The organism is Brevibacterium sp. FME37 (genome assembly GCF_014897485.1).
GTDB lineage: Bacteria > Actinomycetota > Actinomycetes > Actinomycetales > Brevibacteriaceae > Brevibacterium.
This window is the reverse complement of record NZ_JABUYE010000005.1, coordinates 97286-112032: the sequence shown is the minus strand read 5'-3', so window position 1 is coordinate 112032 and position 14747 is coordinate 97286. Positions and strand designations below refer to the sequence as shown.

13 protein-coding genes are annotated in these 14747 nt (G+C 63.8%); 11 read left to right on the top strand and 2 right to left on the bottom strand.

What is annotated here, in order from left to right; translation table 11 throughout:
* Positions 1 to 103 precede the first annotated feature (103 nt).
* The 6 genes from INT29_RS08145 to INT29_RS08120 all read left to right on the top strand — a co-directional run bounded on the left by INT29_RS08145 (position 104) and on the right by INT29_RS08120 (position 8164).
* Positions 104 to 1216, top strand: a complete 1113-nt coding sequence (locus INT29_RS08145; RefSeq protein ID WP_193071335.1) for a hypothetical protein — start codon at positions 104 to 106, stop codon at positions 1214 to 1216.
* 220 nt (positions 1217 to 1436) lie between these two features.
* Positions 1437 to 3683, top strand: coding sequence for a choline BCCT transporter BetT (betT, locus tag INT29_RS08140; protein WP_193071394.1), 2247 nt, complete (start codon positions 1437 to 1439; stop codon positions 3681 to 3683).
* Between the two features lie 198 nt (positions 3684 to 3881).
* Positions 3882 to 5417, top strand: a complete 1536-nt coding sequence (locus INT29_RS08135; protein WP_226841763.1) for a lipase maturation factor family protein — start codon at positions 3882 to 3884, stop codon at positions 5415 to 5417.
* A gap of 223 nt (positions 5418 to 5640) precedes the next feature.
* On the top strand, positions 5641 to 6543 hold the full coding sequence (locus INT29_RS08130) for a metal ABC transporter substrate-binding protein (RefSeq protein ID WP_193071393.1): 903 nt from the start codon (positions 5641 to 5643) through the stop codon (positions 6541 to 6543).
* A complete protein-coding gene (locus tag INT29_RS08125) occupies positions 6540 to 7283 on the top strand; it encodes a metal ABC transporter ATP-binding protein (RefSeq protein WP_096158071.1) in 744 nt (247 codons plus the stop codon). Before INT29_RS08130 ends, INT29_RS08125 begins: the two co-directional genes overlap by 4 nt.
* Positions 7280 to 8164 carry a metal ABC transporter permease gene (locus tag INT29_RS08120; protein ID WP_101573371.1) on the top strand — a complete coding sequence of 295 codons (885 nt, stop codon included), beginning with the start codon at positions 7280 to 7282 and terminating at the stop codon, positions 8162 to 8164. The genes INT29_RS08125 and INT29_RS08120 overlap by 4 nt, the downstream gene beginning before the upstream one ends.
* A gap of 42 nt (positions 8165 to 8206) precedes the next feature.
* Here INT29_RS08120 and INT29_RS08115 read toward each other — a convergent pair whose 3' ends face one another.
* Complete coding sequence (locus INT29_RS08115) at positions 8207 to 9466, bottom strand: Nramp family divalent metal transporter (protein WP_193071333.1); 1260 nt, start codon at positions 9464 to 9466, stop codon at positions 8207 to 8209.
* Between the two features lie 105 nt (positions 9467 to 9571).
* Here INT29_RS08115 and INT29_RS08110 point away from each other — a divergent pair, with 105 nt between their 5' ends.
* From INT29_RS08110 to INT29_RS08090, 5 genes are all read left to right on the top strand, one after another.
* Positions 9572 to 10240, top strand: a complete 669-nt coding sequence (locus tag INT29_RS08110) for a TetR/AcrR family transcriptional regulator (protein WP_096159441.1) — start codon at positions 9572 to 9574, stop codon at positions 10238 to 10240.
* Between the two features lie 28 nt (positions 10241 to 10268).
* Positions 10269 to 10628 (top strand): DoxX family protein, encoded by a 360-nt coding sequence (locus INT29_RS08105; protein WP_101573377.1) that lies wholly within the window; start codon positions 10269 to 10271, stop codon positions 10626 to 10628.
* 127 nt (positions 10629 to 10755) lie between these two features.
* Entirely contained in the window at positions 10756 to 11538 is a 783-nt protein-coding gene (locus INT29_RS08100) for a class I SAM-dependent methyltransferase (protein WP_193071332.1), read from the top strand.
* Positions 11539 to 11659: 121 nt separating this feature from the next.
* Positions 11660 to 12133: a hypothetical protein gene (locus INT29_RS08095; protein WP_193071331.1), complete on the top strand. Its 474-nt coding sequence runs from the start codon at positions 11660 to 11662 to the stop codon at positions 12131 to 12133.
* A 138-nt stretch (positions 12134 to 12271) separates the two neighbouring features.
* On the top strand, positions 12272 to 13660 hold the full coding sequence (locus INT29_RS08090) for a uracil-xanthine permease family protein (protein WP_101573384.1): 1389 nt from the start codon (positions 12272 to 12274) through the stop codon (positions 13658 to 13660).
* 63 nt (positions 13661 to 13723) lie between these two features.
* On the opposite strand, the gene INT29_RS08085 is transcribed toward INT29_RS08090, so the two are convergent.
* On the bottom strand, positions 13724 to 14743 hold the full coding sequence (locus INT29_RS08085; protein ID WP_193071330.1) for a LacI family DNA-binding transcriptional regulator: 1020 nt from the start codon (positions 14741 to 14743) through the stop codon (positions 13724 to 13726).
* Positions 14744 to 14747: the final 4 nt, after the last annotated feature.

The window sequence follows — 14747 nt, the reverse complement described above, 5'->3', positions numbered from 1 at the left end:
ACTCAGGTCAAATCTGGCTCTTGCGCCGACAGGAGGGGTCACGGATCTGGAACATCTTTCGTCTGCGGGAAAAGATACAGCCTGGAAGAATCACAGTATGAGGATGAGAACGCATAGATTGAGCACGACCCTGGTCTATGGAGTGACGCTCGCACTATTCATGTTGGTCATCTTCTTCCTTACGAACGCCGGCATCGACCCGCGTGCCAACCGCATCGGTGATTTCGACCCCAAAGGCGCCGCGACGGTGTGCTTCGGCCTGCTCGGCCTCTATCACTCGATTGCGATCATCTTCTTCGACGAGGATGACTCATCGAAGCCAGCCGCTCCGGCCGCCGATTCCCACCTCCCCAGGGCACCCGATTCGTACACCGGTTTCATCCGACAGTCCTGGTACAAGGTGCTGTCGGTGGGGCTCATCTTCGCGGTCTTCTGCGCAGCCTCGGTGTTCATCTGGCATTCGTTTGCCGAATTCCCGGGAAGTCCGGGAACGGTGTGGGGTGACTACGCCACATCGCCAGCTCCCGCCCTCACCCTTTTCCTCCTGTGCTGGGCCAGCACCAATATCGGGTTCATGTTCGCCTCCATCGCCGAGGCGTTCAACCGTGATCGGTTCGGTCTCTTCATCACGGCGATGGTCATCATGTTCATCGTCTCCCTCGGCGTCACTGTCGGTTTCATATTCCTCCCGGAGCAGTCGACAGGCCCGGCGCTGACGATGGCCGCATTCGCTCTGCCTTTGACCCTGATCGCCGTCATCGGTGCCCGCGCCTGGGCCATCGCCCGAGTGGATCGCTACGATGCGAACCACCCCCGACTGAGTGCTCGGGAGCGACGGCGTTCGGAGCAGTTCGGTCCCGATCATCAACGCCGGCCCGCTCCAGGTCCGCCGCCGTTCGACATGCTCCGAGATGGGGAGCAGCTGCTCATGCACTTCAAGAGCGAGCGGACCCCGGAACCGCAGATGCTCATCGCCACGAATCAGAGGTTCGTCCGTGCCTCGATCCTCGGATCCGATCGGACCTTCATTCTCGAACAGGCCAGTCCCGGGCAGCTCCTCGGCGCCAGTCCTGAGCGAGTGGGCCACGATCTGATGACGACTGCGCACTTCCGCGACCGCCAGGACATGCGCGTCGTCGGTGGAGATCCCGAACAGTCCCGGGCCTTCGCCGAGGCGGTCACCCGTCTCGCACGAACCGGACAACTCCGCGGCTGAGAGCCGGACCTAGTCCGTGGCTGAGAACCGGACCGTCACGGCACCTCCTCACTGCCTCTGCCGGGCTACGCGGGCTGCCTGAAGGTAACGAACTTGCCCTGAAAATAGGGGGCGGAGTCCCTGGCAAAGCACCGAGAGCCTAAGATAGATCGGTGCCCTTTTGGGCGAGTCCAGAGTTTCCGACCGGAGGTTATGCGTGCAGGATCCCAACGAAGAGAAGATGAAACGGCCCATCGTCGAGCGTGAGCGCTTCGGCGGTACCGACAGATCTGCCCGAGACGTCGACCCCGAGAAGCGCCCTCCGATCTCCAGCACGGAGATGAGCCGCGGTCCCGCCGAGCTCACGGATGAGCGGGGATCTCGCGTCAACTTGAAGGTCTTCCTCATCTCCTCCGCGGTGATCCTCGCCTTCTCCGTGTGGGCGATGCTCATGCCTGACTTTGCGCAGTCGACGATGAAGTCGATCGTCGACTGGATCGCGACCAACCTCGGTTGGTATTACGTCCTCACCGTCACCGTCGTCATCGCCTTCGTCCTCTGGGTCGCTTTGTCCAAGGAAGGCTCGGTCCGGCTGGGACCAGACCATTCCCGGCCGCAGTACAACCTGTTCACCTGGGTCGCGATGCTCTTCGCCGCAGGTGTGGGCATCGACATGCTCTTCTATTCGGTGACCGGACCGATCACCCAGTTCCTTCAGCCTGTCAATGCCGATCCCGAATCAGCGGCCGCCGCCCAGGACGCTGTTGTGTGGACCATGTTCCACTACGGCATCGCCGGCTGGTCGATGTACTCGCTGCTGGGTATGGCCATGGGCTACTTCGCCTACCGCTGGGGGATGCCCCTGTCGATCCGTGCGGTCCTCTACCCGCTGCTGGGCAAGCGTGTGCGCGGGGCCACCGGTGATGTCATCGACATCTTCGCCCTCGTCGGCACCGTCTTCGGTGTGGCCACCTCGATGGGGATCGGCGTCGTCCTGCTCAACGTCGGATTCTCCGAACTCTTCGGCCTCCCGCAGGGCCTCGGCCTCCAGATCGCCCTTGTCCTCGTCGCAGTCGTCATGACGATCGCGGCCTGCACCTCGGGTGTGGACAAGGGCATCCGCCTGGTCTCCGAGCTCAACCTGTGGTCCTGTGCCGCGATGATGCTCTACATCCTGATCACCGGCAAGACCGCGTTCCTGCTCAACGCCATGGTCGAGAACATCGGGCGCTTCATCTTCACCCTGCCCGAGCGGACCCTGGCCACCTTCGCCTACGTCGATGACGGTTCCGCCTGGATGGGTGCCTGGACCCTGTTCTTCTGGGCCTTCTGGCTCGCCTGGGGTCCCTTCGTCGGACTGTTCCTTGCCCGCATCTCTCGTGGACGTACTCTGCGCGAATTCGTCATCGCCGCCATCACCGCACCGGTGCTCTGCGACTTCATCATCGTCACGATCTTCGGAAACTCCGCACTGGCGGAGGTCTTCGACGGCAACTCCGAATTCGCAAAACTCGCCATCGACTCACCGGAGCAGGGTTGGTACGCCCTCCTCGACATGTTCCCTGGGGCGGCCTTCCTCATCGGACTCGCCACACTCTCGGGTCTGCTCTTCTACCTCACGAGTGCGAATTCGGGCGCCATGGTGATGTCGAATTTCTCGTCCACGATCCCCAACCCGGAAGAGGATGGGGCGAAATGGCTGCGCATCTTCTGGGCCCTCGTCACCGCCGTGCTCACCATCGCCATGCTCGTTGCCGGAGGAGTGACGACGATGGAGTATGCGACCCTGATCTTCGCTCTGCCGGTCACCGTCATCGCCTACCTCGTCATGGCCTCCTTCTCGAAAGTTCTGCGCATGGAACGAGCCGAGCGCGAGGGCAGGACCCGCAAGCGTCGGACAACTGCCGTCCACGGTGGCAGGACTCCGGAGAAGACCTGGCGGCAGAGGCTCGCCACCCTCCGCTCCTACCCTTCGAAGAAGTCCGTGGACCGATTCGTCACCGAGGTGGTCGAACCTGCCCTCGAAGCCGTGGCCGCAGAATTCCGGGAACTCGACTACACGGTCGACCTCACCAAGGAACCCGGCCCGGAGTCGGGAATCACGGAGAGCACCCTCTTCGTCGACATGGGCCAGCAGCGCGACTTCCACTATCAGATCGCCGCTGTCGAACACAATGTCCCCACCTTCGGCGCACGCAATGCACCTCGCGGCGACGACGTGTACTACAGGGTCGAGGTCTTCACACAGACCGGGTCCGAGGGCTATGACCTCATGGGGCTGAGCAGCCAGCAGATCATCGACGACGTCCTCGACCGCTACGAGAACCACCTGTCGTTCCTCGCCTACTCGCACGAACACTCGTATCAGTCGGTCGTGACCCCGCCGAGCCCTCCGGCCACGGATGCGATTCCGGCGGTGCCCACCTGGGCGGATGAGGTCGAGGAGATCGGCGAAGCTGATCCGGAGCCTGCTGGCGAACGACGCTGATGAGACGCAGGGTGCTGATGCGCTGAATCCGAGCGCCGGCACACCGTCGACGAACATGAACCGAGGCTGTCCCCGAAACCGGGGGCAGCCTCGGCGCATTCAGCAGGGTATTGCACGAAGTCGTCTTTGGCACCATAGTCGAGACTGGGAACTCGAGAACCATGCGAACGCACGAACCGGGAGGTGGCCTGCGTGGAGATGACCGCGGTGCTGTCGTTCTTGTCAGCCGGCGACTACACGATCGCGCGCGAAGTCATCCAGCGCGGCTTCGCCCTCCTGTTCTTCATCGCCTTCCTCAGTGCCTGGAACCAGTTCCCCGCCCTGCTGGGTGAGCACGGGCTGACCCCGGCACCGCGCTTCATCGCGGCCACCACCTCCGCGCAGGCACCGAGCCTGTTCCGGTGGAAGCGCTTCACCTACACCGACCGGCGGCTGCACATCGTGTGCGGCATCGGCATGCTCGCAGCAATGACCGTCATCATCGGACTCCCCCAGGCAGGGCCCGCGTGGACCACGATTCCGGTGTTCTTGCTGATGTGGTGGCTGTACTTCTCCATCTCGAGCATCGGGCAGCGCTTCTACGGCTTCGGCTGGGAGTCACTCCTCCTCGAGGCCGGATTCCTCGTCGGATTCCTCGGCTCCCACGAGGTGGCTCCCTCCCTGCTGATGATCTTCTTCCTCCGCTGGTTCGTCGTCCGCGTCGAGTTCGGGGCAGGCATGATCAAGATGCGCGGTGACAGCTCCTGGCGGGATCTCACTGCCATGGACTATCACCATCAGACCCAGCCGATGCCGGGCCCCTTCAGCCGCCGAGCCCACCTCATGCCCGGATGGTGGCATCGCGGTGAGACTCTGGGCAGTCACGTCATCCAGCTCAGCGCACCGTGGCTGCTGTTCCTGCCCCAACCCATCGCTTCCTTCGCCGCCGCGACCATCATCATCACACAGCTCGCGCTCGTCATCACCGGCAACTATGCCTGGCTGAATTGGGCGACGATCCTCCTCGCCTTCGCCGGAATCAGCGACTCGTTCCTGGGCTGGATCATCGGCGGCCCATGGCCCGGGTGGGGACTGTCCGGTCTGTCCGGCGCCGAGGCGGACGGTGTGTCGGCATCGACCAGTGCCCTCGCCTCCTCGGCGGCTCTGCCTCTGTGGTGGGCGGTCCTCGTCACCGCCTTCGTCGTCTGGCAGTGCGTGCTCAACGTCCCCGCCCTGCGCAATCTGTTCTCGCGCCGACAGAAGATGAATGCCAGCTTCAACCGGTGGGGACTGGGCAATGCCTACGGTGCCTTCGGCTCGATGACCGAAACTCGTGACGAGATCATCATCGAGGGCACTCTCGATCCCGATGCAACGATGACTGACGGTGACTGGCGCCCCTACGTGTTCAAAGGCAAGCCAGGCGATGTGCACCGCCGCTCACCGCTCGTCGCGCCCTATCATCTGCGACTGGACTGGCTGATGTGGTTCGCGGCCCTCGGCGACTACCGGCAGTCCTGGTTCTATGCACTCCTTGAACGCATCGATTCCGGGGATGCGCAGATCCGAACGCAACTGGGCCCTGACCCCTTCGGTGGTCAGGCACCGGCCCTCATCCGGGTCCGGATCTTCACCTACCGCTACGCCACCAGGCAGGAACGGCGTGCGGCTGCGGACGAAGGCCAACCTCGGCCGTGGTGGGTGCGTTCGAATCCTCGCACCATGGTCGAGCCCACGGACCTGCGCGAGGGCTGAAGACGCTGCAACACCATCGGACTGGGTTGCACATTTGCGCAGATGAGAAAGTTGCCACGGAGACCGGACGGATCTAAAGTTAACCTACATTAACTTTCCGATCCTGACTTAGGCTCGGGCACCAGTTTCCGAAGCAGGAGCCACCTTGCCCCACCCCAGCCATCCACATCTCACCTGCCCCCACCGCAGACGCCGCCATCTCTCCCGCACACTCACAGCCGCCATCGCGTCCGCCCTCACGCTCGGCCTCACCGCCTGCACAGCCGGCGCCCCCTCGGCTAGATCGGCGGACGGCGAGGGAGACAAGCCGGTCGTGCTGACCACCTTCACCGTGCTCGCCGATATCGCAGAGAACGTCGCCGGCGACCATCTCGACGTCGCGTCCATCACCAAGGCCGGCGCCGAGATCCATGGCTATGAACCGACTCCCGGAGACATTCGCAGAGCATCGCAGGCCGACCTCGTCCTCGACAACGGGCTCAACCTCGAACAGTGGTTCGAACAGTTCGTCGGCGACCTCGACGTTCCCCATGCCGTCGTCAGCGAAGGCATCGAGAAGCTATCGATCACCGAGGATGCCTACGCCGGCAAACCCAATCCCCACGCCTGGATGAGTCCGCTCAACGTCCAGATCTACGCGGACAACATGGCCGAGGCCTTCAGCGACCTCGACCCCGCGCACGCCGACGACTTCACAGCCCAGGCGGAGGCCTACAAAGCCGAGTTGCAGACGGTCCAGGACGAACTCGTGGAGGACCTGTCGGCTCTGCCGAAGCGACAGCGAGCACTCGTCACCTGCGAAGGCGCATTCTCCTACCTCGCCAGAGACGCCGGCCTGAGTGAGAAGTACATCTGGCCGGTCAACGCCGAGGCACAGGCGACACCCGGCCAGATCACCTCGGCGATCGAGTTCGTCGAGGACAACGGGGTGCCCGCGGTGTTCTGCGAATCCACTGTCTCCGCGGCACCCATGAAGCAGGTCGTCGAGGCCACCGAGGCTGATTTCGGCGGCACCCTCTACGTCGATTCGCTCTCCGAAGCCGACGGCCCGGTTCCCAGCTACCTCGATCTCATCCGGCACGATTCCGCGGTCATCTCCGACGCCCTGACCGGGAAGAGCTCATGAGCGCCCCCGCCATCGCCGTCGACGAGGTGACCGTCCACTATGGACAGGTCCTGGCCCTCGATCGGGCCGCCCTCACCCTCGAGACCGGGCGGATCTGCGGGCTCATCGGCATGAACGGGTCCGGAAAGTCGACCCTGTTCAAGACGATCATGGGACTGCTGGAACCCGACCAGGGACGCGTGCTGATCAATGGCGCATCCACGACGAGCGCACGCCGGTCGGGCATTCTCGGCTACGTGCCGCAGAGCGAGGATGTCGACTGGGACTTCCCGCTGTCGGTGCGGGAAGTCGTCACCATGGGTCGGTACGGGCATATGGGACCGCTGCGGATACGGCGGAAGACCGACCGTGAGGCCGTCGACCGCGCCCTCGAACGCGTCGAACTCACCGAGTACGCCGACCGCCAGATCGGCCAGCTCTCCGGCGGTCAAAAGAAGCGGGCATTCGTCGCACGCGGCATTGCGCAGGGGGCCACGATCCTGCTCCTCGACGAGCCGTTCGCCGGTGTCGACAAGCGCACCGAGGCCACGATCACGCGACTGCTGCGAGAGCTCGCCGAGGACGGCGCCACGGTGCTCGTGTCCACCCACGATCTGCATGCGCTGCCGGACCTTGCCGACGAGGCGATCCTGCTCATGCGCAGGGTGCTGCTCCACGGCGACCCCCAGGAGGTGCTCCGGCCTGAGAACCTCGCCCTGGCCTTCGGGCTCGATGTGATGAACAGCGGTGATGGAGCATGAGCGCCATTCAGCTCGTGCTCGAGCCTCTCGGTTACGATTTCATGCTCCGTGCCCTGGCGACGACGCTGATCGCATCGATAGTCTGCGCCGTCCTCTCCTGTTGGCTGGTGCTCATCGGCTGGTCGCTCATGGGTGACGCTGTCTCCCATGCGGTGCTGCCCGGCGTCGTCCTCGCCTACGTCCTCGGTGCGCCGTTCGCCCTCGGTGCCGTGGTCTTCGGGTTCCTCGCCGTCGGCCTCATCGGTGCCGTGCGCGACACCAGTCGGATCAAGGAAGACGCAGCGATCGGCATCGTCTTCACGTCCCTGTTCGCGCTGGGTCTGGTCCTCATCTCCGTCACGCCTTCGCACACAGACCTCAATCACATCATCTTCGGCAATCTCCTCGGCGTCTCATGGTCCGAGCTGCTCCAGGTGGCGATCCTCGGCGCCATCACTCTGACGGTGCTCGTGGCCAAGAACAGGGATTTCACGCTCTTCGCCTTCGATCCCACTCACGCTCATGCTCTGGGGCTCAATCCGAAGCTCCTCGGTGCGACTCTGCTCGGCCTGCTCGCGCTCACCTCCGTCGTCGCGCTGCAGGCCGTCGGGGTGGTGCTCGTCGTCGCCATGCTCATCATCCCCGGCGCCACCGCATACCTTCTCACGGACCGCTTCCAACGGATGCTGTTCATCGCGCCGGCGATCTCGATCGCCTGTGCGGTGGCCGGGCTCTATTCGAGCTACTACCTCGACACCGCCTCGGGTGGGATGGTCGTGCTCTCCCAAGGTGCGATCTTCGCGCTGGTCTACCTCTTCAGCCCCCGCCACGGACTCATCGGACGCCGATTGTCTGCACGGAGGAGACGTCGAGACCTCATCGGTGCAGACGCGGGCGCATGATGCGAGGGTGTCTTCGGCGTCACGAGGGCCCCGATGCTCCGATCAGTCGACACCGAGGGCCAGGAGCACGATGAGCACGATGTTGAGGGCGATAATGAGCACCGAGGCGAGGATGGCGATGATCGTGATGATGCGCGAGTTCGCGTACTGACCCATCACCGTCCGGTTCATCGTCAGCCTGACCAGGGGAACCATGGCAAAGGGGATGCCGAGGCTGAGCACGACCTGGCTGAGCACGAGTGACCAGGTCGGATCCACCCCGAGGCTCAGGATGATGAGTGCGGGAATCATCGTCACCGCGCGCTGCCACACGATCGGCACGTTGATCCGCAGCAGTCCCTGCATGATCGAGGCCCCCGCATAGGACCCGACCGCGCTCGAGGCCAAGCCGGAGGCGAGCAGTCCGACACCGAAGAACAGACCCACAACCTCGCCGAGGTTGGCCTGCACGACCGCGTGCGCGCCCTCGATCGTGTCGGTCCCGGTCTGACCCCGCAGCGATGCCGCGGCCAACAGCAGCATCGCGATATTGACCGAACCGGCGATGACCAGTGAGAGCACGACGTCCCACCGGCTGGCCTTGAGCAGCTGGGGAATCGAGGCACGCGGGGCACTGCCGTGTCGGTCGACGGACAGTGCCGAGTGGAGGTAGATGGCGTGGGGCATCACGGTCGCGCCAAGCATGCTGGCGGCCAGGACAACGGAGTTCGTGCCCTCGAGCCTGGGCACGATTCCACCTGCCGCTTGCCCCCAGTTCACATCGCCGACGAACAGGCCTGCTAGAAATCCAATGGCGATGATTGCGAGCAGGGTGATGATCACCGTTTCGAAGGGACGCTGACCACGGGTGGACTGGATCGAGAGCAGGAACAGAGACACGACGCCGACAATGAGACCACCCAGCAGCAGCGGCAGGTCGAAGAGGATCTTCAACGCGATGGCGCCGCCGATCACCTCGGCGATGTCGGTGGCGATGGCCACGATCTCCGCCTGCCCCCAATATGCCAGCCGCGATCGTCGACTGAGCCTGTCGCCGAGGAGGCCGGGCAGGGACTGCCCGGAGACCAGGCCGAGCTTCGAGGACAGGTACTGCACGAGAACGGCGATGAGATTGGCCGCGACCAAGACCCACACCAGCATGTATCCGTACTCGGCACCCGCGCTGAGATTGGCGGCGACGTTGCCCGGATCGACGTACGCGATCGCGGCGACGAAGGCCGGACCCAGAAGGAAGAAGGTGGAGACCTTCTTCGGACGTGCAGCGGCGATGGAGGTGCCGGAGTCCGGTGGATCGACGTTCATAAAGTTAAGGTACATTAACTCTACCTTGCGGGCAACATCTTCTCAATTGGCCTCATTTTGCGACCGCATCTGGTAACTGAACACGGAAAGGCTTACGCTTCGACCATGCCTACTGAACACGTTCATTCATTTACAGACCGCCGGCTGCGCACCGAGGAGAAGATCATCTCCGCCGCCGCCGATCTGTTTCTCGAATCCGGCTACAAAGCCACGACAGTCAGAGGCATCGCCACCCGCGCCGAGGTGTCCGTGGGCAGGGTGATGGCCGCCGGCGACAAGGATGTCCTCCTCATTCGCTGCTACGACCGCTGGATCGCACAGCTCCAGTCCGGGACCTATACCCTTCCAGTTCGAGCGCGCACGGGGTCAGTGGCATCTGCACGAAGTCAGCCGGCATCGTCTGCACGTGGCCGGGTGAAGCCAGCGGCCACCTCGGCGGTGCAGAACCACTTGGTGGGCATCTTCCTGCCGTTCCTCGAATTCTTCGCGGCTCACGAGGACCTGTCTCGGGACTATGCGGCCGCGCTGATGCGGGTGCCCGGCAAGCCCCAGGTATTTGAGTCTCTTGCCGTTGACCTCCAGGAGAAGCTGTCCTCGAGCTTGATCTCAATCGGGATCAGCGAAGCATATGCACTGGCCAGCGCCGTGGCGCTCTACGACTCCTACCTCGGAATCCTGTTCCGATGGGCGGCCAGCGATATGAGCCTGCCCGAGGCGACCGAGGCGCTCTCTCAGAGCATCGCGTTCCACACCCAGCTGAGGAGACCCGCATGAGGCCGCCTCCCGAAATACGGAAGTCCACATGACCCTGTTCCCCGATCCCTGGTGGCCTGTGGCGGTGATGGCTCTCATCGTCCTCGTCGACGGCCTCATGACATTCTGGCCGCCGAAGGCCATCGTCGACTGCCTCGACGGAGTCGGACTCCCCAGCGACTGGTGGTGGGCCCTCGCCGTGGTGAAGTTCCTCGCGGTGGCGGGCCTGGTCGCCGGTTTCTGGATCCCGGGCGTCGGCCTGGCAGCGACCGTCGGCCTCATCGCCTACTTCCTCACCGCCGCCGGTGCCCATCTGCGCGCCCACTACGTCGGCCGCGACTTCTGGGTCAACTGCCTGGGGCTGCTCGTGCTCAACATCCTCATCCTCGTCTTCTGCTTCCTCACCTGAGCCACTGCCACGGGGAAAGTTCGAACACCTTCGGACCCGCTTACCTGGATGCTTGTTTTCACCCGCCGGAGATTTCATAGTGGAGTCAGGGCCGAGAGTTCGGCTCCGCGACGGAGGGATTGGCGGCGTGGCCGAATCAGCAGAGGACCGATACGCCCGCTGGGCATGGATCCACGAAACCGCAGTGATGACCGGCTGGAACTTCGACCCCCTCGGCTCCAGGGTCGTCGCCGATGACCCGCCCTGGGATTTCGACTTAACCTGCGCCAAAGCGATGGCGCAGTCGATGCCGTGCCTCGACATGGGAACCGGCGGAGGCGAGCGCCTCGGCGAACTCGTCAAACATGTCAGCACCATTGGAGGCTTCCTCAATCGCGGATCCTCGGTCTTTGCCAGTGAGGGGTGGAAGCCCAACCTGGAGCTGGCCACCTCGGCGCTGGCGGAATACGGCATCGAGGTTTGTGAGTACGACAGCGAGACCGGCGAACCCATGCCCTGGCCCGACGATTTCTTCGAACTCGTGATGAACCGGCATGAGAGCTACGATCCGTCCGAGCTCGCCCGCGTGGTGATGCCAGACGGACGCTTCCTCACCCAGCAGGTCGACGGAACCGAGGCCGGCGAGTTCAGGCGCTGGTTCGGCGGCACACCTGAGGCTCCCGACAATCGCCTCGAGCCCTGCATTGACGAACTCGAGGCGCACGGTTTCACGATCAGCGATGCCGATGAGTGGACAGGCACGATGGAATTCGCCGACGTCGAGGCGATCATCGAATATCTCGCCTACGTCCCCTGGGACGTTCCCGGCTTCAACGTGGCGGACAATCTTGTGGCCCTTGACCGACTGGCGGCCCGCAGATCGCCGATTGAGGTGGCGCAGAAGCGCTTCCTCATCGTCGCCGAGCGATAGTCCTCCCGCTCCTCGGCGGACTGTAGTATTCCAACCTCCGGGGGACGGTCAGGTTTTCCCGACCTGGGTCACAGGGAAGCCGCATGGGCGGGTGATGGTCGGCGCGCATAGTGTCGAAGACATGACCTCGCCGGACTTCATGTACCCCCAGCCCACCGATGACGAATTGGCCGCACAGCAGCCCTATACCGCGGCGCTGGGAAGTCAGGTGAGCACCTTGAGTCGCTCACCCGTCTCGTCGCCCGCAGATGCGAACCGGCCGCTGCTCGGCAAGGTCGCCCTGGGCATCACAATCATTGCCGCAGGACTGTCTCTGCTCGCCTCGATCACCCTCGGCGTCACCATCGGCCCGATGGAGAACGAACACGGCCACTTCTTCACCGACATTCCAAGTTGGTACCAGAACCTTGCGATCGCAATTGCCGGCCTGCAAGTCCTGTGCGCGGCTCTTGGGGTCACCGGCCTCATCATGGGCATCGTCTCAGCTGCCAGCGACCGCGCCAGAACTCAGGGAATCATCGCCATCGCCATCGCCGCCCTGGCCCCATTCATCTCCTTCGGACTTTTCATAATCCTGAGCCTCGCCATCGCCTGAGGCCGTCGTTCGACTCGGTTTCGTCCGACATTCAGACTGACTCTTGACACGATCCGCGTCGCCAGGGACGATTAGACAAATCGATTTGGCCGCCAATGTCGCCAGGCCCGATCATGATGCGTTTCCGAGGAGAGTCCTATGACCGCCGCACCAGAAGCAGCCGAGACCGTCCACCCCGTCGATCAGCTCCGGCCGATGCACCGACTCATCCCGTTCGCGATCCAGCATGTTCTGGTCATGGTGGCCACACCGATCTCCTCGGTCTTCCTCATCGCCGGCGCATTGGACCTCAATGAAGCGGCCACCTCGGCGGTCTTGGCTGCGGTCTTCATCTTCTCCGGCCTTGGGTCGATCCTCCAATCCGTCGGCGTGTGGAAGATCGGGGTCAAGCTGCCCTTCGTCATGCTTCCAGGCGGTGCGGCCACCGTTCTGTTCATCACGATCGGCCAGGGCACCGACATCGAGACGGCCGTGGGCGCGGTCATCCTCACCGGCGTCTTCTACATCCTGGCAGTCACCCTCTTCGTGAAGCTGCTCAAGTTCTTCCCGCCGCTGGTCATCGGAATCATGGTCATCGTCATCGGCGTCAACCTCGTCCAAGTCACCGGCAAACTCATCGTCGGTGAGGCCGATACGAAGGAGTTCGGTGATCCGCAGAACCTGCTGCTCGGCCTCATCACGGTTGTCATCACGGTGCTGTGCTTCCGCTTCCTGCGCGGAATGCTCGGCAAGCTCTCCGTGGCTCTCGGACTCATCGGCGGCACCATCGTCGCCGCGTTCATGGGCGTGACCGACTTCGCAGCACAGACCAGCGGCCCGCTGCTGGCAGCCCCGACGCTCTTCCCCTTCGGTACCCCGAAGTTCGATGTCATCGCCGCGATCCCGATGCTGCTGTGGGCATTGGCCTCCATGGCCGAGGCGACGGGACAGACGATCATCAACGGTGAGATCGTCGAGAAGAAGGTCGACCCCAGTCGCGATGTTCCACGGCTGATCCGCGCCGATGGCATCGTGACGATCTTCGGTGGGCTCTTCGGCACACCGGCGATGGTCACCAGTGGTGAGAATGTCGGCATCGTGCGTGCTTCGGGCGTGCGCAGCAGGTTCGTCACAGCCTTCGCCGGTGTCCTCCTCATCATCATCGGCATCAGCCCCATCGCCAGGATCCTCAACGGCATCCCGGCGGCAGTCGTCGGCGGAACGGCAGTCGTGGTCTTCGCGATCATCGCAGTCCTGGGCATACAGATGCTCGCCAAGGTCGACTTCAACCAGACAGGCAACCTCATCACGGCCACCGTCGGACTGGCAGCCGGACTGCTCCCAGTCCTCATTCCGGGCATGTACTCGCAGCTGACTCCCAACGTCGCATCGCTGCTGGGCAGCGGAGTCGCGATGGCCGCCTTCGTCTCGGTCGTGCTCAATCTGCTCTTCCATCACACAGGCAAACGGAACCGGCACCCGAAGAGTCGTACGGCGATCGACGACCCCAGCCACCTGGATCAGCGTCCCGGCGACTATCGGATCTGAGCTGGTCAGGCGGGCACCGGCCCGCAGCGGTTGATCAGGCGGACACCGCTCTTCTACGACTGCTCAGGCGGGACCGGCCGTCGATTCTCTGACGACCAAAGTCGGTGCGGATGCTCCGCTCGACGCTTCCGGCCCGGAATCGCCGTCGAGAATGGCCACGAGGCTTTCGACGGCCTCGCTCGAGATCGCATCGAGTCCCAGATCGACTGCGGTCAGCGGCGGAGTGCTCGTGCGGGCGCGCAGACCGTCATACCGTGTGGCGATGAGCAGATCGCCTCCGATGGTCCGTCCCGCTTCCTGACCTGCTCGCACGGCGCCGGTCGCGAATGCATCGATGGGGACGACCAGTCCGTCGACCTCCGGATGCTCGGCCAGCAGCCGAGTCGATGCGCGGTACCCGCCGTCTTCACCATCACTTTCGTCCGCCTCGGCGATCACAGGGGTGAAGCCGATACGAGCGGCAGCAGCCTCATAGACCTCCCGGGCGGCAGCCTGTGATCTGCGCCGATCCGAACCCATGACGAGCCCCGGGTGCTGTGCTCCGCGCTCCACGAGATGTGAGACGAGGAGCTCTGCGGTCTCTTCATGGTGCAGGTCCACTGTCCGTTGACTCGGCGGACTATCGATCGCCACGAACGGAATTCCTCGTTCGTTCAGTGCTGCGGCGATGGGATCATCGGTCGCGGGTTCAAGGAGGATCGCGCCGTCGATGTCGAGCCGGTCGACGGGGCTGGCGTCGCCGTCGGGCGGGGCGAGGACGAAGACATAGCCCTCGAGCAGTGCCGTGCGGGCGCAGCCCATCGCGAGCTCGGTGAAGAAGCCCAATTGCGAGGGCCCGGCGGAGACCGCCGAGGGCATCGACGACAGCAGCGCGAGCGTCTGGGAACGGCCGGAGCGCAAGCTCTGAGCCCGGACGCTGGGTCGATAGTTGAGGCGGGCGGCGACCTCTTTGACCCTGTCCCGAGTCGCGGAATTGACCTTGCCCAGACCGTTGAGGGCATGGGAGACGGTCGTGCGTGAGACACCGGCCTCACGTGCCACATCAGCGATCGTGGCTCGGACCGGTCGCGAAGTTTCACCCATGGTT